General features: G+C 34.1%; 21 protein-coding genes. 7 read left to right on the top strand and 14 right to left on the bottom strand.

Translation table 11 applies throughout. The annotated features are described in order from the left end of the window. Window positions 1-61: 61 nt before the first annotated feature. The 4 genes from PQ463_RS00290 to PQ463_RS00275 all read left to right on the top strand — a co-directional run bounded on the left by PQ463_RS00290 (window position 62) and on the right by PQ463_RS00275 (window position 2,446). Entirely contained in the window at window positions 62-562 is a 501-nt protein-coding gene (locus tag PQ463_RS00290; RefSeq protein ID WP_274255769.1) for an SRPBCC family protein, read from the top strand. 112 nt (window positions 563-674) lie between these two features. Continuing rightward, window positions 675-1,058, top strand: coding sequence for a hypothetical protein (locus PQ463_RS00285; RefSeq protein WP_274255768.1), 384 nt, complete (start codon window positions 675-677; stop codon window positions 1,056-1,058). A gap of 3 nt (window positions 1,059-1,061) precedes the next feature. After that, window positions 1,062-1,499 carry a hypothetical protein gene (locus PQ463_RS00280; protein WP_274255767.1) on the top strand — a complete coding sequence of 146 codons (438 nt, stop codon included), beginning with the start codon at window positions 1,062-1,064 and terminating at the stop codon, window positions 1,497-1,499. Window positions 1,500-1,576: 77 nt separating this feature from the next. After that, window positions 1,577-2,446 carry an alpha/beta hydrolase gene (locus tag PQ463_RS00275; RefSeq protein WP_274255766.1) on the top strand — a complete coding sequence of 290 codons (870 nt, stop codon included), beginning with the start codon at window positions 1,577-1,579 and terminating at the stop codon, window positions 2,444-2,446. Window positions 2,447-2,489: 43 nt separating this feature from the next. Here PQ463_RS00275 and PQ463_RS00270 read toward each other — a convergent pair whose 3' ends face one another. The 6 genes from PQ463_RS00270 to PQ463_RS00245 form a co-directional block, all read right to left on the bottom strand. After that, entirely contained in the window at window positions 2,490-3,293 is an 804-nt protein-coding gene (locus PQ463_RS00270) for a cytochrome c biogenesis protein (RefSeq protein WP_274255765.1), read from the bottom strand. A gap of 51 nt (window positions 3,294-3,344) precedes the next feature. Beyond that, window positions 3,345-4,592, bottom strand: coding sequence for a cytochrome c biogenesis ResB family protein (locus PQ463_RS00265; protein WP_274255763.1), 1,248 nt, complete (start codon window positions 4,590-4,592; stop codon window positions 3,345-3,347). A 103-nt stretch (window positions 4,593-4,695) separates the two neighbouring features. Then, entirely contained in the window at window positions 4,696-6,162 is a 1,467-nt protein-coding gene (gene nrfA / locus PQ463_RS00260) for an ammonia-forming cytochrome c nitrite reductase (protein ID WP_443135202.1), read from the bottom strand. A 54-nt stretch (window positions 6,163-6,216) separates the two neighbouring features. After that, a complete protein-coding gene (nrfH, locus tag PQ463_RS00255; protein ID WP_274255762.1) occupies window positions 6,217-6,837 on the bottom strand; it encodes a cytochrome c nitrite reductase small subunit in 621 nt (206 codons plus the stop codon). Window positions 6,838-7,028: 191 nt separating this feature from the next. Next, window positions 7,029-8,564: a YifB family Mg chelatase-like AAA ATPase gene (locus tag PQ463_RS00250; protein ID WP_274255761.1), complete on the bottom strand. Its 1,536-nt coding sequence runs from the start codon at window positions 8,562-8,564 to the stop codon at window positions 7,029-7,031. An 81-nt stretch (window positions 8,565-8,645) separates the two neighbouring features. Continuing rightward, the gene (locus PQ463_RS00245; RefSeq protein ID WP_274255760.1) at window positions 8,646-9,620 is read right to left on the bottom strand and encodes a Gfo/Idh/MocA family protein; all 975 of its coding nucleotides are present in this window, start codon (window positions 9,618-9,620) and stop codon (window positions 8,646-8,648) included. Between the two features lie 315 nt (window positions 9,621-9,935). Here PQ463_RS00245 and PQ463_RS00240 point away from each other — a divergent pair, with 315 nt between their 5' ends. Continuing rightward, window positions 9,936-11,252 (top strand): ammonium transporter, encoded by a 1,317-nt coding sequence (locus tag PQ463_RS00240; RefSeq protein WP_111377790.1) that lies wholly within the window; start codon window positions 9,936-9,938, stop codon window positions 11,250-11,252. Window positions 11,253-11,412: 160 nt separating this feature from the next. Here PQ463_RS00240 and PQ463_RS00235 read toward each other — a convergent pair whose 3' ends face one another. The 3 genes from PQ463_RS00235 to PQ463_RS00225 form a co-directional block, all read right to left on the bottom strand. Next, on the bottom strand, window positions 11,413-13,494 hold the full coding sequence (locus PQ463_RS00235; protein ID WP_274255759.1) for a protein-disulfide reductase DsbD family protein: 2,082 nt from the start codon (window positions 13,492-13,494) through the stop codon (window positions 11,413-11,415). Further along, window positions 13,494-14,804, bottom strand: coding sequence for a tRNA lysidine(34) synthetase TilS (gene tilS / locus PQ463_RS00230; RefSeq protein ID WP_274255758.1), 1,311 nt, complete (start codon window positions 14,802-14,804; stop codon window positions 13,494-13,496). The genes PQ463_RS00235 and tilS overlap by 1 nt, the downstream gene beginning before the upstream one ends. Before the next feature lie 229 nt (window positions 14,805-15,033). Further along, window positions 15,034-16,320 carry an anthranilate synthase component I family protein gene (locus tag PQ463_RS00225; RefSeq protein WP_274255757.1) on the bottom strand — a complete coding sequence of 429 codons (1,287 nt, stop codon included), beginning with the start codon at window positions 16,318-16,320 and terminating at the stop codon, window positions 15,034-15,036. 299 nt (window positions 16,321-16,619) lie between these two features. On the opposite strand from PQ463_RS00225, the gene PQ463_RS00220 reads away from it, so the two are divergent. Further along, on the top strand, window positions 16,620-16,994 hold the full coding sequence (locus PQ463_RS00220) for a DoxX family membrane protein (RefSeq protein ID WP_111365426.1): 375 nt from the start codon (window positions 16,620-16,622) through the stop codon (window positions 16,992-16,994). Window positions 16,995-17,053: 59 nt separating this feature from the next. Here the strand turns inward: PQ463_RS00220 and PQ463_RS00215 are convergent, their stop codons facing one another. The 5 genes from PQ463_RS00215 to PQ463_RS00195 form a co-directional block, all read right to left on the bottom strand. Continuing rightward, window positions 17,054-17,596 carry a lipocalin family protein gene (locus PQ463_RS00215; protein ID WP_274255756.1) on the bottom strand — a complete coding sequence of 181 codons (543 nt, stop codon included), beginning with the start codon at window positions 17,594-17,596 and terminating at the stop codon, window positions 17,054-17,056. A 487-nt stretch (window positions 17,597-18,083) separates the two neighbouring features. Next, the gene (gene lpdA, locus PQ463_RS00210; RefSeq protein WP_111377785.1) at window positions 18,084-19,487 is read right to left on the bottom strand and encodes a dihydrolipoyl dehydrogenase; all 1,404 of its coding nucleotides are present in this window, start codon (window positions 19,485-19,487) and stop codon (window positions 18,084-18,086) included. A 382-nt stretch (window positions 19,488-19,869) separates the two neighbouring features. Then, window positions 19,870-20,169, bottom strand: coding sequence for a type II toxin-antitoxin system RelE/ParE family toxin (locus PQ463_RS00205; protein ID WP_274255755.1), 300 nt, complete (start codon window positions 20,167-20,169; stop codon window positions 19,870-19,872). Beyond that, window positions 20,159-20,404, bottom strand: coding sequence for a hypothetical protein (locus tag PQ463_RS00200; RefSeq protein ID WP_274255754.1), 246 nt, complete (start codon window positions 20,402-20,404; stop codon window positions 20,159-20,161). The genes PQ463_RS00205 and PQ463_RS00200 overlap by 11 nt, the downstream gene beginning before the upstream one ends. 261 nt (window positions 20,405-20,665) lie before the next feature. Continuing rightward, window positions 20,666-21,124, bottom strand: coding sequence for an Lrp/AsnC family transcriptional regulator (locus PQ463_RS00195; protein ID WP_008462051.1), 459 nt, complete (start codon window positions 21,122-21,124; stop codon window positions 20,666-20,668). Between the two features lie 356 nt (window positions 21,125-21,480). Between PQ463_RS00195 and PQ463_RS00190 the strand changes: the two genes are divergently transcribed. Continuing rightward, window positions 21,481-22,704 carry an aminotransferase class I/II-fold pyridoxal phosphate-dependent enzyme gene (locus PQ463_RS00190; RefSeq protein ID WP_274255753.1) on the top strand — a complete coding sequence of 408 codons (1,224 nt, stop codon included), beginning with the start codon at window positions 21,481-21,483 and terminating at the stop codon, window positions 22,702-22,704. Window positions 22,705-22,876: the final 172 nt, after the last annotated feature.

The raw sequence follows: 22,876 nt of genomic DNA, 5'->3' as shown, positions 1-22,876 counted from the left end.
TCTATGTTTCTATGTGTTTTAAATTTCGTCCGACTGCTTATTAACTAAAAATCTAAAGAAAATGAAATCAAATCTTTTAATGAATTTTACCGTTGATAAAGAAAATAAGACTGTCAATGTAAAACGCGAATTTAACGCCTCTTTATCTCAAGTTTGGTCTGCTTGGACAGAAGCTCAAATTTTGGATTTATGGTGGGCGCCAGCTCCGTGGAAAGCCAAAACAAAAAGCATGGAGTTTAAAGAAGGCGGACGAAGATTATATGCCATGCTTGGACCAGAAGGCGAAGAGCATTGGGCTATTGCTGATTTTACTTCAATTAGTCCGAAAAGCAATTTTAAATACTTAGATGCTTTTAGCGACAGCGAAGGAAACCTAAACAAAGAATTCCCACGTTCTGACTGGGACGTGACTTTCACTGAAAAAGACGGTTCTACTTTTGTGGATGTTGTTATTAAACATGAAAAACTATCCGATTTGGAAATGATTATTCAAATGGGCTTCAAAGAAGGCTTCACCATTGCAATGGAAGGTCTGGATGCTATTTTTGCAGAAAAAAAATAAGAATTAAAAAAAATCTTACTATTTGTTAAATCCTGCTTTTTTGCAGGATTTTTTTGTATTTTCGATTGGAAAATTAATTTTATGATCTAAAAAACTAAAAAAAAAAACACAAATGATGAAATTCTTCACTTTCCTGTTTTTGTTCATTTCAGCGGCCGTTTTTTCTCAAAACAGATACGAGCTTTCTGATGAAGGACAAGACAAACTCTATCTTTCTGATTCTATTTCAAATCTTGCCAAAGCTGGAAAAATCACAGACCATCCGATTGTAGTGGTTGACGGAATTCCGCATCGCTTTGAAGATCTAGAAAAAGAAAAACTTGTTCTTTCTAAAATTGAAATCAAAAAAATTATTGCTCTTGAAAAAAAAGCTGGAATCAGTATTTATGGCAATTATGGCGAAGCTGGCGTTTTAATTGTTACTACAAATAGAAGCAGTTATTACAAGCCTGAACAAGAAGTGAAAACTGGCATTCAAGACACAAAATTTGAATAAATAATGAAATTCCCCTTCAGCCCAGAAGATCTCAGAAATGAAATTTTTGAATCTGTAGATAAAACTAAAAAAAATGGAGATCTGAGAATTAGACAGTTAATTCAAGTATTGAAAAACGTAAATAACGAAATAATTATTGAAGGAGTTTTGAAAGTTTTTGGAAATGAGAATCGTAGCGACACCATTTACAGCGACCAAAAATATGCAGGACTAATTCTCCAAGAAATTAATCCCAAAACAGATAAAAATGTCGGTTCAATTCTAGATTTCACTTTAAAAAATTGGAATAAAAGTGTTGTTGAACTTCCTTTTTGGATGCAGAAAAATTATGGGAATCAAATTTTAAAAAAAGGATTTACAGAATATAAAACCAAAAATTTATCTGATATTGAAATTGATAATTTAAAAACAATGGAATGGTGTTTAAAAATAGAATCATAAAGATTTTTTACAATTAAATAGTTTTGAAATCTCTTAATTAAAACTAATTTTATAAAAACATTTTACATCATTTTATAATGAACAATTTTTTTGCTCTCGCATTTTTGCTTTTTTCTTCCACATTACTATTCAGCCAAAAAAAACAAACCAAAACTAACGAAATTTCTAAACCATTCGTTTTAGGCGTTATCGATGAAATTCAATCAAAAGAATTAAGCGAAAAAAGAGTTTTAAACATTTATCTTCCCGAAGGCTACAATCCAGCAGAAGACACAAAATATCCTGTCATTTACTTATTGGACGGTTCTGCTGATGAAGATTTTATTCATATTTCAGGATTGGTTCAGTTTAATAGTTTTGAATGGATCAATCAGGTTCCAAAATCAATTGTTGTGGGTATTGCAACTGTTGACAGAAAAAGAGATTTTACTTTTTCAACTTCTATAGAAAAAGATAAAACTCGATTTCCAACAACAGGACATTCTGATCAGTTTATAGCTTTTATTGAAAAAGAATTACAACCTTTTATTGAAAAGAAATACAAGACAAATGATTCTAAAACCATCATCGGGCAGTCTCTTGGCGGATTATTAGGAACTGAAATCTTACTTAAAAAACCAAACCTTTTTAACAAATATGTTATTGTAAGTCCGAGTATATGGTGGAACAATGGTTCTATACTTGATTTGGATTCTGTAATGCTGAAAGAAAATTTTAATCAGCAAACTGAAATTTATATTGCTGTTGGCAAAGAAGGGTTGACTCCAACAGAAATTCCGCGTGTTATGGAAGTTGACGCCAATTTACTTGTAGAAAAACTAAAGGAATCAAAAAGCAAAAATGTAAAAGTCTATTTTGATTACTTCCCAGAGGAAAATCACGGATCGATTCTGCACACAGCTGTTTCTAATTCGTTTAAATTCTTTTACCAAAAAAATAAAGAATAAAAAAAGAGCAGAAATCTATTTTAAATTTCTGCTCTTTTTCTTTTTATGTATTAGAATATGTATGCACACTTTGGGCTGCAGACGGCATATAATTTACCCCAAACCAACAAAGAAGCAATACAACAAATGCCAGCGCTAAAGATATTAAAACTGGTTTTACGCTGTTTGGATAACGATAACGCATGTGTATATAAATTAAATAACCAAGCCAAGTCAGCATTGCCCATGTTTCTTTAGGATCCCAAGTCCAATAATGTCCCCATGCCTCTTTTGCCCATAATGCTCCAAACAATAAACCTAATGAAAGAAAGCCAAACCCAACATACACTAAATTATTAGCCAATTGCAATATCGAGTCTTTGTAATTTCCCTTATAATACTCAAACAAACCATAACAGGCCACAATTGATGATGCTGCAAGCAAAGCGTACGAAAATATATAAACTAAAACGTGAGGAACAAACCATACACTCTGTAATGCAGGCATTAAAGCCTTATTATAAGTATCTGGATTGCAGTAATTAATAATTAAAAACATAGCAGCCATTGCCAAACTGTAATTCAATAACCATTTGTATTTCCATCTTAAATAGGTAATTATTCCAATTACAGGCAGAAAAAGCGCATACCATAGTCTTGTTTCTCCAAGTGTACGCATGGGCGGGCGGTCTAAATTCTGCCATAAATTAAATGTAAATATGACCACAGATAAAGTTCCTAACACTGCAAAAAACAAGATTAGAATGGGTTTATGACAAGTACTTTTTAGCACTTGAAAAAGTATACAAAACAACCAGAATACAATTGCTACTATGGCGTAATTAGAAAAATAGATCCAGTAATTCATTTAAAATCTTTATTTAGATATCAACATTCATTTTAAGGAATAACTTTGCGATTAAACTACAGTTCCTCTTCCTTTAAATATCAAATAGACAGCACCAATTATCATCATTAAAATTCCGGAATAAACAACTGGAAGCCAAGGATCTCGAACCAATTCGATCACACTTAGCTTAGACCATTTTCCATATTTTTCATCATAACTCAACTGATATACTTTCCATCCGTCAACTTTATACGGTTTATTAACTTCAATTACCGTTTTGTCGTTCTTTCCGCCTTTTACAAACACATTTACGTGAGAACTATATTTTTTTGCTTCGGGCTGCAACATCACAATTGCTTCCTTGTCATTCAGCTGTAAGTAAGAATATTGGGTTGCAAAACTACCACAGCTGATCCAAGCGGTAGTATCTATAACGGCCGATTTCACTTCGATCAAAGCAGATGGCGCTGCTCCTTCTTCGTTTACATGAAAATAGCCGTTGCCTGTAAATTTGCTGTTTTCGATATAATCAACAACTTTAATTTTATAGCCTTTATAGTCATAACTATCACCTTTTGCAATCATTCTAAGAGCGTTAACTCCTTTGGTTTCGATACTATTGTTTTTTATGTCTGCAAATGCCAGTTTTGGCGCAAAAGTTTCCATATCAAAACTGGTAAGTTCAAAAGCTAAAGGCATTGGTATCATAACTCCTTTTTCAGTTTCTGCTCCCCATACCAATTGATTTTCGTATAACTTCATCGTATAGCGTTTTAAATCTCCGCTTCCTAAAATCCCTGCCGTCATGGCAATAAAAAGACCTAAATGATTCAATACAAACCCCCAGTTTTTCCATTGCCAGGGCGTCATTCTGTTAAGTGTTGCAAGTCCCAGTGTAGTAAGAAAATACAATTGAGCAATTAAAAACGGCCAGCTGTTCAATACAAATGAAAAACCAAATGCGTCTGGTTTTACTCCTTCAACAAAATTTTGCTGCGGAAGCGTTCCCATGATTACAGCCTGAATTAAAACCAAACCTATAGCACTAACCGATGCAGGAACAGATCTTAACCATTTTACCCATGGATGTGATCTGCTGGTAAAATGAAGCAAAAGAAGCATTCCAATAAAAACCCCTCCAATTATATAATTTACAGGAGCACCTATAGCTTTTATATTGGTTCTTGTTGAAACCTGCAATAAGTAGCCTGTAAACAATAATCCTATGGCAATGATGAAAGATTCTTTATAATTCCAAGGGTAATTCCAAAGCTTCTTTTTAACAGGTTTGTGTTTTTCTAAATTAAATATTTCCATTCTTGTTTCGAATTTGAAAAATATAATCTGAAAAGGGGTTCTCACAAATTCTGAATCATTTGTTCGAACCCTTTTCAATATTATTTACAGCGTTTAGCCGTGCTTATTTTTTCTTTGCTTCTTCAAGCCATTTTGGTAAAACTGTTTTTTTGAATTCAGCCTTATTAGCTTTTTCTTTTGTCATATCCAGACCTATAAATTTCTGCGCTTTTTCTTTAGTTGAAATGTCAGGGTATTGTATTGGCCCAGTTTGCCCTAATGATGCTAATATTTTACTTAAACCAATTCTTGCTTCAGCTGCTTTGTTTAAGCCATTTGTAATAACTCTTGCAGTTTCAAGTGGTGCGTGGAATGATCCTCCGTGAGATGCGGCTGTAAAATCCCAACGCCATTGTGCCTGACGAATTAATTTAAGCACATCTTTCATTTGTGCGTCAGTTGCTCCTTTATCCCATGCTAATTTTGCTTCTAAATGCGCTTTTACCAATTGATCTTCAAGCTCAATACGTATTTGATGGATTTTATCTTGACGCTCGTTAACATTTGCAACTAATTTTTTCTCTTCTTCACGGTGACAAACCTGACAAGAATTAGCTACATTATTAAGAGGAGATTGTATTTTATGATCGGTAAACTTTTGCCCTCCTTCACTTTTGTATGGCATATGACAATCTGCACAAGAAACACCTCTTTGTCCGTGAATTCCCATTTGATGAATTTCATAATCTGGGTGCTGTGCCTTAAGAATTGGTGCTTTACTTAATGCATGTGTAAAATCAGAGAACTCAATATCGTCGTAGTATTTCTCCATATTCTCTACCGTCATACCATTTTTCCAAGGAAATTTCACTCTTGCCGCTCCTTCAACTGATTTCTTATCAAAGTAATATTCTGCGTGGCATTGTGCGCAAACAAGTGAACGCATTTCATTATGAGTTGCCTTTGTAATATCTTTTCCCTGTTCTTTATATGCCTCTATTAAAGCAGGGCGTGTAATTTTAAGATTCATTGTTTTAGAATCGTGACAATCAGCACAACCAATAGGGTTTACAATTTCAGGTCCTAAAGCCGCCCATGTCTGTTTATAAAATTCATCGATCCCTAATTTATCCATCATGCGAGGTACATCTGGAGATTTACATACCCAACAGCTTGATGGCTGAGGACCATCCTGAGGCCCTTTTGGAGCTCCTGTTCTTAAGGTATTGTAGATATCTTCTAGAGCATAAAAGTGTCCTCTTCCTTGATTATAATCTTTAGAGAAAGCATAACCAGCCCATAGAACAACCATTCTAGGATCATCATGAAGCATATCTCTCATTTTTCCTCCTCCGTATTTACTAGCAAAAGTAGTATCAGCCGTTTCATAATAAGTTTGAAACTCACGAGGATAATTGGCTCCCCACACTTCATTTTTTGATTCAAATTCTCCTACAGGAGCTAATGTCTTATTTACAAATAAAGCTTCTGTACGCCTCTCCATTACACTGTTAACTAATAAACCCAGCATAAACACAGCAAGCATTGTAACTCCAAACATAACCCATCCTAACCATGGTTTGCTTTTAATAATTTCTTTTAGTGGTGCCATAATTATATCTTTTTAATTATCCCTTTTTTTATTTTATTTGGTTTGATTTGTGTTTTCTTTTTTTGCAGCGGCAATACTATCAGTCTGCTTTTGAAGCCATGCTGGAACAGGTGATTCTAACAGAGGAACCTGAGCATTGGGAACAGATGATAAACTATTAACCTTTCCATGCGGTACTTCTCTATGACAATCCCAGCATAATTTTCCTTCTCCATGTTGTTTAGTTTCAAGTGTAACTCCAAGCGTGCTGACATTTGAGTTAAGATCACCATGACAACGCTGACAATTTTTTTGAACCACATCTGTTCCTGCTTCTTTAATATGAATTACCTGAGGCTCTGCTCGCCATGTAAAAACAGTAGCATGATAGATTCCATCTTTTGCTTTAAAGAAGTATTTGTTTAGTGCATTATTGTGCGGTACATGACAATCATTACAAGTTGTAACCCGTGCATGCGAACTATGCTGCCATGTAGCATAAAAAGGAGTCATTACATGGCAGTTAACGCACGTTTTTGGATCATCTGAAAGATAGGACACCGCATTTGAAACATACAATAAGTAAGCAAACAAGCCCATTCCTATTCCAGTTGCCATTATAACAAAGGGTACCCATTTACGAGGTGGCAATAAATAATTTAAAATCTTTATCATAACATTCCCTTATTTTTATTTCAAACTTATAAGAAAATTTTGCGCTTTGATATGATATTTATCAGATTATAAATTTTACGCTACTTTTTTTATCAATTTCTAAATAAAACATTCATTTTAAACATCAGAATGAATCATTGAATTTTAAGAAAACTAAAATGCTTGGTTAAAAAATGAAATCTATTTTTTTTTTAACCTAGCCACCCTTCTCTATCCAAACTTCTGTATTGAATCGCTTCAGCAATATGAGAAGAAACAATATTTTCAGAATGATCTAAATCGGCGATGGTTCTCGAAACTTTCAGAATTCTATCATAAGCTCTTGCGGAGAGATTCAGTCTTTCCATGGCTGTTTTTAGCAATTCTTTTGAAGGCTCATCCAAAACACAATATTCTCGAATCAGTTTACTGCTCATTTGAGCATTATAATGAACATTTTCTACAGCTTCAAATCGCTTGGTTTGAATTTCTCTTGCTGCTGTAACTCGTTTACGAATTTCTACACTGCTTTCTGATTTTCGCTCATCTGATAATTTCTCAAACGGAACGGGCGTAACTTCTATATGAATATCTATTCGGTCTAATAGTGGTCCCGAAATTTTACTCATATAACGCTGCATTTCGTGTGGCGAAGAAGTATTTGGCATACTAGGATCGTTAAAAAATCCGCTCGGACTTGGATTCATACTTGCCACCAACATAAAAGACGAAGGATAAGTTATGGTAAATTTTGCACGCGAAATAGTCACTTCACGATCTTCTAACGGCTGACGCATGACTTCTAAAACATCACGTTTAAATTCTGGCAATTCATCCAAAAATAAAACACCGTTGTGCGCCATCGAGATTTCTCCCGGCTGAGGATAACTTCCGCCGCCAACCAGAGCAACATTAGAAATAGTATGATGCGGACTTCTAAAAGGCCTTTGATTCATCAATCCGACTTCTTTTAATTTTCCTGCAACGCTATGAATTTTAGTGGTTTCCAATGCTTCACGCAAAGTCATGGGCGGTAAAATGCTCGGAACACGTTTTGCCAGCATGGTTTTTCCTGCTCCAGGTGGACCAATCAAAATAATATTATGTCCGCCAGCAGCTGCGATTTCCATACAGCGTTTAATGCTTTCTTGTCCGCGAACATCTGAAAAATCATGTTCTGGAAAATCTAATGTTTTATAAAATTCTGCGCGTGTATCAATAACTGTGGGTTCTAACGTTCCTTTTCCTTTAAAAAAATCAACTATTTCTTGAAGATTAGAAACTCCATACACATCTAAACCTGCTACAATAGCCGCTTCTTTTACATTTTGGACTGGGAGAAAAAATCCTTTATAACCTTCTTCTTTGGCTTTGATTGCAATGGGCAATGCTCCGCGAATAGGCTGTAAGCTTCCATCGAGAGAAAGTTCTCCCATAATAATATAACGTTCAATTTCAGGAGCTTTGATCTGATCTGAACCAACCAGAATTCCCATTGCCAATGTCAAATCGTATGAAGATCCTTCTTTTCGAAGATCGGCAGGCGCCATATTTACTGTAATTTTCTTTCCTGGAAAATTAAACCCGTTATTTTTTAAAGCAGCGGCAATTCTAAAACTGCTTTCTTTTATAGCATTATCTGGAAGTCCAACTAAATGATAACCAATCCCTTTATCCATATGAACCTCAACTGTAATGGTTGTGGCCTCAACTCCAAATACGGCACTTCCGTAAACTTTTACTAACATAAATTATCCTTTCATTAATTGTTTTTAAAACTAATGAAAAAATAATTAAATGTAAATATTTTATTACAAAATAATTTAATTCTAAAAAGGCAACCCGATTTGATTTTTAATCTCCTCAACAATTCCACTCAAATCCAAACAATTCTGATGCGACCAAAGTGTACTTTCAATTTCATTATTCAGAATACAATTTTGACATTCGATTATTTCATGAGAATATCCTTTTCCTAAAGCTGGTAAAGTAAAAGTGGCTTCTTTTTCTTCATTTATAAATAGAGAATAACCATCGGCAACAAACCACGGAGCATTTAATTCTATTCGACCTTTTGTTCCTGAAATGATCGCTTTCATATCAGATTCAGAAACTATTGAAGCATGCAAAACAGATTGAGCTGTTTCGTATTGCAAAATCATCGAAGTCTGCAAATCGATATCATTTTTATGCTTGATTGCTTTTGCAGTAATCTCTTTTGGTTTTCCTAATAATATATAAGACAGAAATAAAGGATAAACCCCAATATCAAACAAAGCTCCGCCACCCAATTCTTTATCAAAAAGTCTTTTGTTTTCTATTTCACTTCCGTGAAAGGCAAAATCAGCTTTTATATAATTGATATCTCCTATTATTCCATTGCCAATTTTCTGAAGAACATCTTGAAGTGAAGGGATAAATCTTGTCCAAAAAGCTTCCATAAAGAATACATTATTTTTTTTAGACGCTTCTATCATTCTTTGTGCATCTTGATAAGATAAAGACATTGGCTTTTCGCAAAGCACATGTTTACCGCTTTCTAATGCTTTTATAGATAATTCGGCATGCGAATTATGAGGAGTTGCGATGTAAACAACCTCAACTTCCGAATCTTCAAAAAGCAAATCATAAGAATTGTATATTCTTGAAGCATTAAATTTTCCTCCAAATTCCTCGGCTTTAGCTAAATCTCTTGAAGCAACTGCTGTCAGCTCAGCGTTTTCAACCAATAATAAGTCTGACGCAAATTGGCTTGCAATGTTTCCCAATCCTACTATTCCCCATTTAATTCTTCTATTTCCCATTCTTATATTATAATCATCAAAATTGTTAAAAAGATTAAAAAATATCCTTTACAACATGTATAGAGCATTTTTTAAACAACAAATATCTATTATCCTACAAAAAATAGCAATCAATTACCCCAAAAATTATCAAGAATGACAGTAAGTGAAAAAAAAATGTTGTCAAATTGTAAATTTTAAGTTTGTTTTAAGAATTTCACGCAAAATCATAGGGGTTAAATTTTAAATTTAACAAAAATTAAACACCAATCCCTATTTTTTTATGGGGTATTGAATCATTTTATACTTTTATAAAAAATTTAAAACTAAATAACTATGCGAAAAATTATTTTAAGTGTGATTCTTATCACGATTTTGGTCCTAACCTTTATTTCGAACTTTATCATTGCAGACAACCCAATTCCTGCAGAAGCTGTAAAGTTTGATACAGGAGATACTGCTTGGATGATCGTTGCAACTGCTTTTGTATTGTTAATGACACCTGGATTAGGATTCTTCTACGGAGGTATGGTAGGTAAGAAGAACGTAATTAGTACTATGCTTCAAAGTTTTATGGCAATGGTAATTGTTACAATTTTATGGGTTGTTGTTGCTTTTGGATTGGCTTTTGGTCCTACAATTGGAGGAATCATCGGAAATCCATCTTCTAATTTATTCTTTGAAGGTGTTGGAACTAGCACTGCTTGGAGCCTTGCCCCAACGATTCCTTTTATGTTATTCGCATTATTTCAAGCAAAATTCGCCATCATTACACCTGCTTTAATTACAGGTGCTTTTGCAGAACGTATTCGTTTCTGGGCTTATTTGTTATTCATGGTTTTATTCATAATCCTTATATATGCTCCATTATGCCACATGACTTGGCATCCTGATGGATATTTCTTTAAAATGGGAGTTCTTGATTTTGCTGGAGGAACTGTAGTTCACATGAGCGCTGGATGGGCGGCATTGGCTGGAGCTATCTTCTTAGGAAAAAGAAAAGTTCAAAAAGTTAATCCTGCTAGAATTACTTATGTATTATTAGGAACTGGTTTACTTTGGTTCGGATGGTTTGGTTTCAACGCTGGATCTGCATTAGGAGCAAATGGTCTTGCTACTCAAGCTTTAGGAACAACTACTGTTGCTGCGGCAGCTGCTGCAATGGCTTGGGTTTTCCTTGATAAAATCTTAGGACATAAATTATCTGCTCTTGGAGCTTGTATCGGAGCTGTTGTAGGTCTTGTTGCTATTACGCCTGCTGCTGGTTTTGTAAGTATTCCTCACGCCATCTTTATTGGTTTATTCTCTGCAATTGTAAGTAACATTGTAGTGAGCAAATTCCCTAAAGGAAAAATTGATGATGCTCTTGATGTATTTGCTTGTCACGGTGTTGGCGGTATGGTAGGTATGCTTTTAACAGGTGTTTTCGCTTCAAAAGCTATCAACCCTGCTGTTGGAGATAATCAAGGTTTAATCTTCGGAACTCCAACTTTATTCATCAACCAATTAACTGCTCTTGTTGTGGTTTCGATCTTTGCTTTTGTTGCTTCTTATGCATTGTTTTTCATTGTAAACAAAATTACTCCGCTAAGAGTTACAGAAGAAAAAGAAGAACTAGGATTAGACATCTCTCAACACGGAGAATTCTTATAAGAATAAATTCCCTTTCTCACATTACTTGATAAATAAAAAAGCACTCTAAATTTGACTTAGAGTGCTTTTTGCTTTTGAATTAATCCCTTTTATATTTTAGATTTTAGAATGCAGATTTTAGATTTTCTTATCTTGCTTCTGCAATCTTTCTTCTATTCTCTTATTTAAAATTCGAAATTCCTTCGTCCAGCCATTGCAAATATTCTTCTGTACTCACGTAACTGATTGTTGGCTTTGTGCTGTTTAAATTATTCCCTTCTAAATCTGTAATTACATACAAAGGCTGTGTGTTGGTTTTATATTTAGAAATCATAAAATCGGTCCATTTATCTCCAACAGTGATGATTTTATCTCCTGCTTCAGTTGTAAACTGTTCTTCTTTCGGCAATTCACGTTTATCATCAACATAAAGCGAAATCAAAACCACATCATTTTTAAGAATTGGTAAAACTGAAGGATCAGACCAAACGTTATTTTCCATTTTTCTACAGTTCACGCAAGCATAACCAGTAAAATCAAGCATAATTGGCTTATTGATTTCTTTTGCATAGGCTAGACCATCTTCATAATCATGGAAAACCATAATTCCGTGTGGCCCTAATTCCGCTCCTTCTGGCATGCCTTTTATAGATTCTGCAGAAACTGCTCCGTTTCCTGAACCTCCTACTCCAAACGGACTTTCGCTATATTGCGGAGGTGGTGGAAATGCACTGATTAATTTTAAAGGCGCTCCCCAAAGTCCAGGAATTAAATACATGGTAAATACAAATGTCAATAATCCTAAATACAATCTCCCTACAGAAATATGATTGGTCGGACTATCGTGAGGCAATGTAATTTTTCCGAATAAATATAAAGTCAAAGCTCCGAAAATGGCAATCCAAATAGCAATAAATACTTCTCTTTCTAAGAAATGCAATTGCAAAACTAAATCTGCATTTGACAAGAATTTGAAAGCCAAAGCCAATTCTAAAAATCCTAAAACTACTTTTACAGTATTTAACCATCCTCCAGATTTTGGTAAAGAGTTTAACCATCCTGGGAACATTGCAAATAACATAAACGGAAGCGCTAATGCCATAGAGAATCCTAACATTCCAATAATTGGAGCAATTCCTCCATTTGAAGCCGCTTCAACCAATAAGGTTCCAACAATTGGTCCTGTACAAGAGAATGACACAATTGCTAAAGCTAAAGCCATGAACAATATTCCGATTAAACCGCCTTTATCTGCTTGCTGATCTGCCTTATTTGCCCATGAATTTGGAAGCATAATTTCGAAAGCTCCCAAAAATGAGGTAGCAAAAATGACCAAAATCACAAAGAAAATCAGATTAAACCAAACATCGGTTGATAAAGCATTTAGAGCATCTGCACCAAATATTTTAGTTACAATAAGACCTAAAATTACATAAATTGCAATGATCGAAAATCCGTAAATAATTGCGTTTCTAATTCCTTTTGCACGGCTTTTACTTTGTTTGGTAAAGAAACTTACCGTCATAGGGATCATTGGGAAAACACAAGGAGTCAACAATGCCGCAAATCCTGATAAAAAGGCAATAAAAAAGATTGACCACAAACTTCTTGCAGGAGCTGGCGACGGGATTTCTTCTTTAGCCGCTTCTACTGTTTTCTCTACTTTTGGCTGTGCAGCTTCTTCCTTTTTAACGGTATCAACCGCTAAACCAACAACTTTTGTTTCGTCTAATTTTGCCTCTGCTACGACTGGAACCTCATCCATTTTAAAAGTTGAAGGAACTGCAATCGAGAATTTCTTGCTCGAATTGATGCAAACTTCTTTACAAACCTGAAAATCAAAATCTACATCTACCGTTTTTAAATTTGGGTTAATGATTTTTATTTCTTGTTCAATATGAGCTTTACCTTCAAAGAAAGTTTCATCTACGCCAAAAACGTCATTAAAAGCTGTTCTTGTTTTTCCTTCTTTTGCTTTTCCTATTAATTCGTAATTTCCTTTTTGGTTTTTAAATGAAATTTCCAAAGCAAGCGGACCGCCGTCTGGCGTAAACTGAGAATACATATGCCAGTCTTTTTCGATTGTTCCATCAAAAATTAGAATAACCTTATCTCCTTTTTTCTCCATTTTAGAAGTCCATTTTACCGGTTCTAATATTTGAGCGTTACTTGCTAATGCAAAAAAGAAAAAGAGTAAAAAAGCGGTTATTTTATTCCAGATACTTTTCGAAGTTATCGACTGATGGGCTTGTGTAAAGTTCATTATAGTAATTCTATTTTAAGTATTTTATTTGTGGCTTTCTCTATTTTAAAACGTTCGTCCTGTCTCATTCCAACTACCCAGACTATTTGATCGTTTGAGCATAAAATCCATGTTTTCTCCTTTTCGATCAAGGATAGTTTTTCGTCTTTAAAAAGCTTGCTTACTTTTTTTGACTTTCCGTGCATTCCAAACGGCTGAAAAACATCTCCTTCTTTCCATTTACGCAAAATCAAAGGATAGCGGATTTTATCAGAATCGACAAATATAACTTTATTTGAGCCGAATGTTGTGTGACCTACGTTACAAAGACTCATTTTTAAGGGAAAATTAACTTCTGTATCGTTTTCAGTAATTCCATATTCGTCTTTTTCTGATGTTTCAAAAAACGGACTTAAAATGAGTGTTTCTCTGTTTTTTAATAATCTAAATTCCTCTGAAAGAACTTGTTTACCAGATTGGCTTTCTATTAAATCATAAATATCATTCCAGGCAGAAAAACCAAATTCTTTCAGCCATTGGTACAAATACGATTTATAATTAGGCAGTTTTTTTAGTTGATTTAAATCAAAATGAATATCATCTCCAACTTCTGTTGCTACTTGCTGATAAACGATAATCGATGCATCTTCAACCATCTCTTTTGATTCTTGAAGAAAGGATTGCGTTTTCTGAAAAGCATCCAAGAAATTCGGGTTGATTTCCTTTAAAACCGGAACCAAATTATGGCGGATTTTATTTCTGAGATATTTCGTAGAAGCATTACTGCTGTCTTCTCTCCATTCTATCTTATTTTCCTCAGCATATTTCAAGATTTCTTCTCTTGAAAAAGGAAGCAACGGGCGAATAATTTTATCATTCTGTTCGGGAATTCCAGTTAAACCTTCTAGTCCCGTTCCTCGAGTTAGATTGATAATGAAAGTTTCCAGATTATCATCGGCGTGATGCGCTGTTAGAATATAATCGAAGTTTTTTTCTTCTAATAATTCATAGAACCAGCTGTAGCGAAGTTCCCTTGCCGCAACTTGCGTAGAAAGCTTATAATCTCTAGCGAAAGCTTCTGTATCAAAATGAGTCGTAAAAATTGGAATATTATTTTGATTGCAGTAATTCTGAATAAATTCCTGATCTCCAAAACTTTCTAGTCCGCGAAGTTGGAAATTGCAATGCAGAATCGCAATTTCATAAGGCAATTGATTCATTAAATGCAACAAAACCATACTGTCTAATCCGCCGCTTACAGCCACAAAAAGTTTTTTTTCGGCTAAAAAGGGAAATCTTGAAACGATATGATTTTGAAATTTTAAAAACATCTGATAAAAGTAAAAAATTAAATTCGATCTATTTTTAAATGAAATGTTAAGCGACTTTTTTTTCGCCACGAATTACACAAATTTACACGAATTCTTCTTTGCTAAATCTTATAAAAAATAGCCACAGATTAAAAGAATTAAAATGATTAAAAAATCTGTGTAAATCTTTTTAATCTGTGGCAACTAAAAAATAATTCGTGAAAATTCGTGCAATTCGTGGCAACATTTTTTACTGCAAAACTTCGTGCATTGCTTTTGCCTTCAACAAACATTCTTCATATTCTTTTTCTGGAATTGAAAGTGATGTTATAGCACTTCCAACCGAAAAAGAAACATATTTATTTTCCTGATTATATAAAATGCTTCTGATTACGACATTAAAATCAAAATCGCCTTCAGGCGTAAAATATCCAACCGCACCGCTATATAATCCTCTTTTGGTTTCTTCTATTTTTTCAACAATTTCCATTACTGAAATCTTTGGCGCGCCAGTCATACTTCCCATCGGGAAAGTCGTTTTCAAAACATCTACTGCCGAATATTGCGGATCTAATTTTGAAGTAATCGTAGAAATCATCTGATGCACTTGCAGAAAAGAATAAATTCCACAAAGCTCTTCAACCTCGACCGAACCTTTCTGCGCTGTATGCGATAAATCATTACGAACCAAATCGGTTATCATGATATTTTCAGCTCGTTCTTTGGCGTCAGAGGCTAAAATATTTTTTGACTTTTCGTCTTCAGCTAAATCAGCAAAACGTTTTGAAGTTCCCTTAATTGGCTGCGAAATAATCTTATCTCCTACTTTTTTCAAATAGCGTTCAGGAGAAGCGGAAAGCAGATATTGTTTGTAATTTTTAAAGAAAACCGAAAAAGGCGCTTGCGAAATTTCATTTAGTTTCAAAAACTTTTCTAACGGATTTATAATTGCATTTTCAGCATAAAATTCCATACAGAAATTGGCTTCGTACATATCTCCAATATGAATATGATGAAGCATTTGATTCACTTTTTCAACATACAATTCTTTCGAAATGCGTTGCTGCACTTCGACTCCGCTCAGTGTGACAAATGTTTCAGTTTGAACTTTTACGATTTCTTCATAGTCTTCTTGAAGTTCATCATCGCAAAGCATTAAATACTGAATTTCGAGTTCATTTCCTTTTAGTGTAAAAACCTTTTTAGGCTGAAAGAAAAACAAATCGGGAAAATGTAAACCATCAAAATTATTAGACTGAAGATTTTCAATATCATTCTTTAAATCATAAGAAAGATATCCAAAAAGCCAGTCTTTTGTGTTTTGCTGATATTGTTTTAGATCTTCAAAAGCATTGTAATAGTCTGTTTTTAAAGAGGTAAAAGCATCAACTGCCAATATGCAGTCAAAACTTGAATACTGCTGCGGATAAGAATTACTGTCTAGAAAAACGACTTCGCGAAATTGCTGCGCCCAACTTAAAAGCTGTTCCTTAAACAGTTTAGGATTGGCAATATTTTTACGGATGGAAACTCTCAAAAATGGTAATTTTAAAGGTCAAAATTACGACAAAATTATTTCATTAGAAGAAAACAAAAAAATATTCAAAATGATTTGGATTACATTGCAAAACTGTTAAAAAGACATTCATTTTATAAGAAAAAATTCGTTATATTTGATATACAATTAGATTAATCCAAAAACAGTATTGATTTGATTATAGAATCCTTAAAAAAGAACCTTAAAAAAAATATTTTATGATTCTCTTTTAGGCTTTTAGATTGCATTTCTTCCAATAACTTAATTAATTTTTTAACCTTAAAAAAATCCTAAGTATTATGAAAATTGCCACAATTATTGTCCGCGTTTTAATTGGCCTTTTGCTACTGTTCGCCTCTATCAGTTATTTTTTTCATCTAATGCCTGAGCCTGAAACTACAGGGAATTTTAAAGCATTTAATGTAGGTTTAATGGCCTCGACGTATTTAATGCCACTGGCAAAATCTATCGAGTTATTGTGTGGTATTGCATTTGTATCTGGGCGTTATGTAACTTTAGCAAACATCTTGATCTTACCGATTACGGTAAATATTTTGTTTATCAATTATTTCCTTACTCCAGATGGTCTGCCAATTGCAGCTCTTCTTTTTCTAGGAAACCTATTCTTGATTTACAGATACTGGGATAATTACAAAAGTGTTTTTACTGCATAAGTATTTTTCAATTCGAAATAAAAAAGTCCGTCAATGTTACATCTGACGGACTTTTATTTTTAATTCACCTTGTCATGTTTTACCCAAACCAAATCGGTTACTTTATATCCGATTTCCTGAGCTTTGATAAGAAAATCTGCTTTTACACTTTCCGGAATTGTTTTTTCTCTAGAAAGTATCCACATATATTTTAAGCTTTCTCCAGCCACAAGTGCATATTTGTAATCAGAATCGATTGCTACGACATTGTAACCAGAATAAAAAGGACCAAAAAATGAGACTTTCAGCATACCAATGTTGTCTTTTTTGACAAATCTAGCTTTCCCGACACTTTGTTCCCATTTGTCTTTTTTGACATTATAGCCCTTATTATCGACTTTTATTGTTTTGTCTTCATTTAAAGAATACTCGGCAGTTACGTTATTCAGGTCTCTTTCCCATTTGTAATCTAATCTGGCAATTTCATACCATTTTCCGAGATATTTTTTGCTGTCAAAGTTTGCAACAGCTTGTGCATTTTTGGGAATTCCGCCTCCGCATGAGTACAGCGCGATTCCAATTCCTGCTCCGATCAAAACCGGAACTACATATTTAGTTTTCATAATCCTATCTTTTTAATTATCATAAAGATAGCACCTGAAATCTACATCTAATTTACAAAATTATTTCTCAGGTTTACATTTTTTTGGGGGAAATATTTTGCCCTAATTTTCAATAAAATATTTTAGTCCCTACGGGACAAATAAATGATGGTTAATTAATTTTCTACCGATATTTAATCTCTCCGAGATATATCAACACCTTTTAAGACAGCCATCACACGTACCAAATCTTTAAAAACATAAACGCAACTCACTTAGGAGTTAGTATCAGTAATCATAACCTAAATTAATCTCTACAAGACACACCCAGAATCTTTAAAAACATAAACACAACTCCGTTAGGAGTTTAATATCGGTAAAACAAAAACAACCCAATAAAGATGTCTCGTAGGGACTATACAAACCACTTATTAAAAAAAATGAAGCAATAAAAAAACCGTCAATTCTGATTTAGAATTGACGGTTTAAATATGATTTAACGCAAAAATTATACGTGTAAAGCTCTATTTTCAGTAGCTGCTAATGCTGCTTCTTTTACTGCTTCCGCGAAAGTTGGATGCGCATGGCTCATTCTTGAAATATCTTCAGCAGAAGCTTTAAATTCCATAGCTGTAACTGCTTCAGCAATTAAGTCAGCTGTACGAGCACCAATCATGTGAACTCCTAAAACCTCATCTGTTTTTTCATCAGCAAGGATTTTCACGAATCCGTCTAAGTCAGCACTTGCTCTTGCACGTCCTAAAGCTTTAAATGGGAAACTTCCAGATTTGTATTTTACTCCAGCAGCTTTCAATTGCTCTTCAGTTTGACCAACTGCAGCAACTTCTGGCCAAGTGTAAACTACACCAGGAATTAAGTTGTAATCGATATGTGGTTTTTGACCTGCTAAGATTTCAGCAACCATTACTCCTTCTTCCTCTGCTTTGTGCGCTAACATTGCTCCACGAACAACATCACCAATTGCATAGATATTTGGAGTACTAGTTTGTAAATGATCGTTTACTTCAACTTGTCCTCTATCTGAAATTTTAACTCCAGCTTTGTCAGCGTTTAATCCATCTGTGTAAGGACGACGACCAACAGAAACTAATGAATAATCTCCTTCAAGAGTAATCGTTTCTCCTTTTGCGTTTTCAGCCTGAACTACAACAGCATCACCGTTTCTTTCAACCGATTTCACTTTGTGAGAAACGTAAAATTTCATTCCTTGTTTTTTCAATACTTTAGTCAATTCTTTAGAAAGCGCTCCGTCCATTCCAGGAATGATTCTGTCCATGAATTCAACTACAGAAACCTGAGCTCCTAAACGAAGATAAACTTGTCCAAGCTCGATTCCGATAACTCCACCTCCGATAATAACTAGGTGTTTTGGAACTTCTTTTAAAGCCAAAGCTTCAGTAGAAGTGATGATTCTTTCTTTATCAATTTTGATAAATGGCAAAGAAGATGGTTTTGATCCTGTAGCAATTACAGTATATTTTGCTTCGATAGTTTCAGAAGTTCCGTCAGCTTTTGCAACAGCAATGTGAGTTGCGTCTACGAATGAACCTAAACCATTGAAAACAGTAATTTTATTTTTATCCATTAGGTAGTTGATTCCACCTACAGTTTGATCTACAACAGCTTGTTTGCGTGCGATCATTTTCTCTAAATTGATTTTTACATCGCCAGAAACTTCGATTCCGTGATCTGCAAAATGAGCGATTTCTGAATAATGATGAGAAGAAGATAATAATGCTTTTGAAGGAATACAACCTACGTTAAGGCAAGTTCCGCCTAATGAATTATATTTTTCTACAATTGCAGTTTTGAAACCTAATTGTGCGCAACGAATTGCTGATACATATCCTCCAGGACCTGAACCTATAATGACTACGTCAAATGAACTCATAGTATTTTGTTTTTATTTTAGCGGTTACAAAATTAAGCAATAAAGTTCTGTTTGAGGTTTAATTTTCAATGTTTTTTGTGTGAAATATTAGCCTGTTTTAATCTTGAAGAAGTTAAGATCGTATAAGGATCGCTAAGTTTTGTTTTTAGTCTCGCAAAGACCCAGAGTCGCAAAGTTTTTTTTTACAAATAATATTGAATGAATAGCGTCCAGCTTTAGCTGGAATGTCACAACAACAAGGCTTTAGCCAAACTGACAAAGATTTGGCTAAAGCCCATTTGCAACTAAGACCTAATACCTCCAGCTAAAGCTGGAGGCAATTCAATTAAAACTTTGCGCCTTCTCGTCTTTGCGAGATTAAAAAACTTAGAACCTCAGTAGCTTACTTAAGGTTTTCTATCAGGATTTCTCGAAGTATGAAATACGGAATAGAATAAATAATTATTTCAGAGCCAATAATCTCATAAATGATAACAAAAGGAAATTTAACCAAAGTCATTTCTCTATAACCTGGCTGTTTTTTAATTTCAAATAACTCTGGATTTGTTTTTAAAACCTTGAGATAAGATTTTAAATAAGTTAGAAATTGCTTCCCCAAACCTTTACTTCTACTTTCGTAGAATTCAATAGATTCATCAATTTCTTTTTCTGCTAATGGTAAAATTTTGATTTTAAAAACCATATTTAGCATTCAAACGTTTCTCGACCTCTTCCCAACTATTTACCTCTATTTCTCCAGATAAATATTTTTCTCTTTCTTCAGCGACTTTATTGTAATGCGAATCTGGAACGATTGACTCTTTTTCGTCCTGCTTAATGGCATCAAAAACACTTTCTAAAATTTCTAATTTAGAATCATCGTTGATGAATTTGCCAAAATCTTTTATAAGCTTACGTCTTAATTCTTTCGTTTCCATTTTGTTTGTATTTAAACTCAAATTTAAGTTTTTTTTTACAAATAATATTGAATGAATAGCGTCCAGCTTTAGCTGGATGGTGTAAGAATGTCACAACAACAAGGCTTTAGCCAAACTGACAAAGATTTGGCTAAAGCCCATTTGCGACTAAAACCTGATACCTCCAGCTAAAGCTGGAGGCAATTCAATTAAAACTTTGCGACTCTGCGTCTTTGCGAGATTAAAAAACTTAGAACCTCAGCATCTCAGAACCTTAGCATCTTAAAAAGAAATCACCGTAGAGTTCTTCACTTCACTAATCATAAACATACTTTGCGTACTTCCGATATGTTGCAGTGAAGTCAGTTTTGTGACTAAAAACTCTCTATACGCTTCCATATCTTTTACCAGAACTTTTAGAATATAATCGTAATCACCGCTTACATGATGGCATTCTAGAACTTCATTGAGTTTGATGACTTCACTTTCAAATTTGGTTAAGAATTCTTTAGTATGTTGAATGAGTTTTAAATGGCAAAAAACCACAAATCCTTTTTCGATTTTGGATTTATCGACTAAGGCTACATAGTTTTTTATTATGCCTTCGCGCTCTAGTTTTTTAATTCGTTCATAAACTGCCGTAACCGAAAGATCAAGTTTTAAGGATAATTCTTTGGTTGTTTTTTTACTATCGGTTTGAAGTAAAACCAGAAGTTTTTTATCTATAGCGTCTAAAGTCATTTTTAGTTGATGGTTTTTGGTTGATGGTTATTAAAAAGAAAGAAAATCTAGTGAATTGCACTTTCAGAATCAAATTTAGATTAAAAATCATTATAAATACATTTATATAGTTTTAAAATCTAAATATTCAATTCGTGGTTGATTAATTTTCTTATTAGGTATTATTTTGACAAGAATTTCTTTTTGAAAATGAGTGCCCTAGCCCTGATAGAAGTGGAAATCCTTTTGTGCCGGGGTTCGGCACAAAAGATTGAAACGGATAGCAGGAAACAGCTCCTAATAATTTTGTTTCAGGTTTCAAGTTTCAGGCTGTTGGAACTTGAAACCTGAAACTTGAAACAAAAAAACTAACTATAATGAAAAACTTCAACCCAGCAGATAAAATTCAGGATTTGCAATATTTTGGGGAATTTGGCGGTGTAAATCCGTCGATTTCCGATTCTTCTACTTATACTTTTCTTTCGGCGAAAACCATGTTTGATACTTTTGAAGGCAACGTGGAAGGCTGTTATTTATATTCGCGTCATTCATCTCCAAGCAATTTATATTTAGATCAAGCTTTGGCGGCGATGGAAGGAACGGAAACAGCAAACGTTTCGGCTTCGGGAATGGGAGCGATTACGCCTACTCTTTTGCAATTGTGCGGTGCGGGCGATCATATCGTTTCGAGCCGAACTATTTATGGTGGAACTTACGCTTTCTTGAAAAACTTTACACCGAGATTCGGAATTGAAACAAGCTTTGTTGATATCACAAAATTGAATGCTGTTGAAGCTGCGATTACTCCTAAAACTAAAGTATTGTATTGCGAAACTGTTAGCAATCCACTTTTGGAAGTTGCCAATATTGCTGGCTTGGCAGAAATTGCTAAAAAGCATAATTTGAAATTAGTAGTTGATAATACATTTTCACCTTTATCTGTTTCTCCAGCAAAATTAGGCGCTGATATTGTGATTCATAGTTTGACAAAATACATTAACGGAAGTAGCGATACGGTTGGCGGTGTAACTTGTGCTTCTAAAGAATTTATCAATTCTCTGAAAAATGTAAATTCTGGAGCAAGCATGCTTTTAGGTCCAACAATGGATAGTTTGCGTTCGGCAAGTGTGATGAAAAACCTACGTACACTTCATATCAGAATTAAACAGCACAGCCATAATGCACATTATTTGGCGGATCAGTTTGAAAAAGACGGTTTAAAAACGGTTTATCCGGGATTGAAGAGCCATCCGAGCCATGAATTATATAAAACGATGATTAATCCAGAGTATGGTTTTGGCGGAATGCTGACAATTGACGTAGGCTCTTTGGAAAAAGCCAATGAGCTAATGGAATTAATGCAAGAACGAAACTTAGGATATCTAGCAGTAAGCTTAGGTTTTTATAAAACATTATTCAGCGCGCCTGGAACTTCGACTTCTAGTGAAATTCCGTTAGAAGAGCAAAAAGAAATGGGATTAACAGATGGATTGATTCGTTTCTCTATTGGATTGGACAATGATATCCAACGTACTTATGAAATGATGAAGGCTTGTATGAAAGAGCTTGGAATCTTAAAAAAAGAAACATCACTCTATTAATAAATTTGCACATTTTTTTTAGATTGTTTTGGATCCGCTGGAGATTTTCTCTAAGCGGATTTTTTTATTTACTAAAAACACTCATTTACAATCATTTAAAATTTAGAAATATCAATTTCATATTAAAAAATAACAATTTTTACGATTAATGTTTTTTAACTCATTATTTCAG

The organism is Flavobacterium sp. KACC 22763 (assembly GCF_028736155.1).
GTDB lineage: Bacteria > Bacteroidota > Bacteroidia > Flavobacteriales > Flavobacteriaceae > Flavobacterium.
This window is presented reverse-complemented; position numbering and strand designations above follow the sequence as displayed.

Bases quoted from the DNA above. Each gene is read 5' to 3' on its own strand.
- PQ463_RS00190 (WP_274255753.1), top strand. From the start codon at position 21,481: ATGAAAAACTTCAACCCAGCAGATAAAATTCAGGATTTGCAATATTTT.
- PQ463_RS00240 (WP_111377790.1), top strand. From the start codon at position 9,936: ATGCGAAAAATTATTTTAAGTGTGATTCTTATCACGATTTTGGTCCTA.
- PQ463_RS00275 (WP_274255766.1), top strand. From the start codon at position 1,577: ATGAACAATTTTTTTGCTCTCGCATTTTTGCTTTTTTCTTCCACATTA.
- PQ463_RS00205 (WP_274255755.1), bottom strand. From the start codon at position 20,169: ATGGTTTTTAAAATCAAAATTTTACCATTAGCAGAAAAAGAAATTGAT.
- lpdA (WP_111377785.1), bottom strand. From the start codon at position 19,487: ATGAGTTCATTTGACGTAGTCATTATAGGTTCAGGTCCTGGAGGATAT.
- PQ463_RS00215 (WP_274255756.1), bottom strand. From the start codon at position 17,596: ATGAAAACTAAATATGTAGTTCCGGTTTTGATCGGAGCAGGAATTGGA.
- tilS (WP_274255758.1), bottom strand. From the start codon at position 14,804: ATGTTTTTAAAATTTCAAAATCATATCGTTTCAAGATTTCCCTTTTTA.
- PQ463_RS00265 (WP_274255763.1), bottom strand. From the start codon at position 4,592: ATGGAAATATTTAATTTAGAAAAACACAAACCTGTTAAAAAGAAGCTT.
- nrfH (WP_274255762.1), bottom strand. From the start codon at position 6,837: ATGATAAAGATTTTAAATTATTTATTGCCACCTCGTAAATGGGTACCC.
- PQ463_RS00250 (WP_274255761.1), bottom strand. From the start codon at position 8,564: ATGTTAGTAAAAGTTTACGGAAGTGCCGTATTTGGAGTTGAGGCCACA.
- PQ463_RS00235 (WP_274255759.1), bottom strand. From the start codon at position 13,494: ATGAACTTTACACAAGCCCATCAGTCGATAACTTCGAAAAGTATCTGG.
- PQ463_RS00245 (WP_274255760.1), bottom strand. From the start codon at position 9,620: ATGGGAAATAGAAGAATTAAATGGGGAATAGTAGGATTGGGAAACATT.
- PQ463_RS00285 (WP_274255768.1), top strand. From the start codon at position 675: ATGATGAAATTCTTCACTTTCCTGTTTTTGTTCATTTCAGCGGCCGTT.
- PQ463_RS00280 (WP_274255767.1), top strand. From the start codon at position 1,062: ATGAAATTCCCCTTCAGCCCAGAAGATCTCAGAAATGAAATTTTTGAA.
- PQ463_RS00220 (WP_111365426.1), top strand. From the start codon at position 16,620: ATGAAAATTGCCACAATTATTGTCCGCGTTTTAATTGGCCTTTTGCTA.
- PQ463_RS00195 (WP_008462051.1), bottom strand. From the start codon at position 21,124: ATGACTTTAGACGCTATAGATAAAAAACTTCTGGTTTTACTTCAAACC.
- PQ463_RS00200 (WP_274255754.1), bottom strand. From the start codon at position 20,404: ATGGAAACGAAAGAATTAAGACGTAAGCTTATAAAAGATTTTGGCAAA.
- PQ463_RS00290 (WP_274255769.1), top strand. From the start codon at position 62: ATGAAATCAAATCTTTTAATGAATTTTACCGTTGATAAAGAAAATAAG.
- PQ463_RS00270 (WP_274255765.1), bottom strand. From the start codon at position 3,293: ATGAATTACTGGATCTATTTTTCTAATTACGCCATAGTAGCAATTGTA.